Source organism: Calditerricola satsumensis (assembly GCF_014646935.1).
In the GTDB taxonomy this organism is placed as follows: Bacteria; Bacillota; Bacilli; order Calditerricolales; family Calditerricolaceae; genus Calditerricola; species Calditerricola satsumensis.
Map to the genome: position 1 here is coordinate 1 of NZ_BMOF01000108.1, position 579 is coordinate 579.

The 579-nt window shown below is 60.1% G+C and carries 1 pseudogene; it reads right to left on the minus strand.

The features are described 5' to 3' along the window. Positions 1–579, minus strand: a pseudogene (locus tag IEX61_RS12260) (IS256 family transposase); the annotation flags it as partial.

A 579-nucleotide genomic window follows, 5' to 3' on the forward strand; every position in this document is an offset into this window, starting at 1 on the left:
CGCCTCCAGCGTCTGATTCAAAAGAAGCCGCGCCGTCTCCATATCCGGTGCCTCCAGGATGACGCGTACCCGACGATGCACCTCCTCTTGCAGCGGTTTCGGTGTCGCATCGAGAATGTTGCGCATAAAGTGCGTCTGGTACCGCTGCCAGGTCACGCCCTGAAAGTGCCGACGAATGGCGCGTACAAGCCCGCGATGGTCATCCGACACCACCACATCGACGCCGTGCAGCCCGCGGCTTTTCAGCCAGCTGAAAAACTCGCCCCAGCTGGCTTCCGACTCGCTGTCGCCAAGCATCAGGCCCAACACCTCGCGATACCCCTCGGTGCCTTAGCCGATCCCGATAAGTGCGCCGCGCGACCGGACGCCCCCTCTTCACGCACCTTCAGCACCAGCGCATCGACGAGGACAAAAGGATAGGCCTTCTCTTCAAGCGACCGGTTGTTCCATGCCTTGACCATTGGATCCAGCCGCTTGCACAGTTCTGAGACGGTGGATTTCGAGAACTCCGTGCCGCGCAGCTCCTGCGTGATCTGTTCAATTTTGCGCGTCGATACCCCGTTCACCACCATTTCCATT